The following is a 664-nucleotide window of genomic DNA, read 5'->3' as shown; positions in this document are numbered from 1 at the left end:
TAATCGGCGTAAATTTTGATGCAAGGCGAGCCAACGCCGTAGCAGAAATTAATTTCTCCGACTATACATAGAAATGGTGGCTGAAACCACCCACGATAGAGAGAGGAATACTTGGATATGGAAACGGTATTAAACCGCATTGCAGCGCATCTGTTGCGCCACGGGCAGCGTGTTACCTGTGCCGAGTCGTGTACGGGCGGCCTGCTGGCGGGGGCTTTGACTTCGGTAGCGGGCAGCTCGCAATGGTTTGAACAAAGTTGGGTTACTTACAGCAATCAGGCCAAGATGCAGATGCTGGGTGTGCGGCAGGATACTTTGGCCGTGTATGGCGCAGTCAGCAGTGAGACGGTGCAGGAAATGGCGGCCGGCGCACGCTTGGCTGCCGAAGCGGATTATGCTTTGAGCGTTTCGGGCATTGCGGGGCCGGGTGGTGGCAGCGATGAGAAACCGGTGGGTACGGTCTGGTTCGGCTTGTCGGCAGACGGGATATTGCTGAGCCGCAAGATGCATTTTGCCGGCGATCGAAATCAGGTACGCGATCAGGCGGTGGCATTTGCGCTTGAATGGCTGGCCGAACATTTGCAGCCTGAAGTTGCATGATGTGGTAATATTCAAATTTCTAGAAAATGAATGGTACAGGCTGAGAACTGTGTAAGAGCATTTA

1 protein-coding gene is annotated in these 664 nt (G+C 53.5%); it reads left to right on the top strand.

Translation table 11 applies throughout. The features are described 5' to 3' along the window. Positions 1-117: 117 nt before the first annotated feature. The gene (locus BDE01S_RS10895; protein ID WP_066081502.1) at positions 118-600 is read left to right on the top strand and encodes a CinA family protein; all 483 of its coding nucleotides are present in this window, start codon (positions 118-120) and stop codon (positions 598-600) included. The last annotated feature ends 64 nt before the right edge of the window (positions 601-664 follow it).

Origin of the sequence: Bergeriella denitrificans NBRC 102155 (assembly GCF_001592185.1) — a bacterium.
Classification (GTDB): Bacteria; Pseudomonadota; Gammaproteobacteria; order Burkholderiales; family Neisseriaceae; genus Neisseria; species Neisseria denitrificans.
This window is presented reverse-complemented; position numbering and strand designations above follow the sequence as displayed.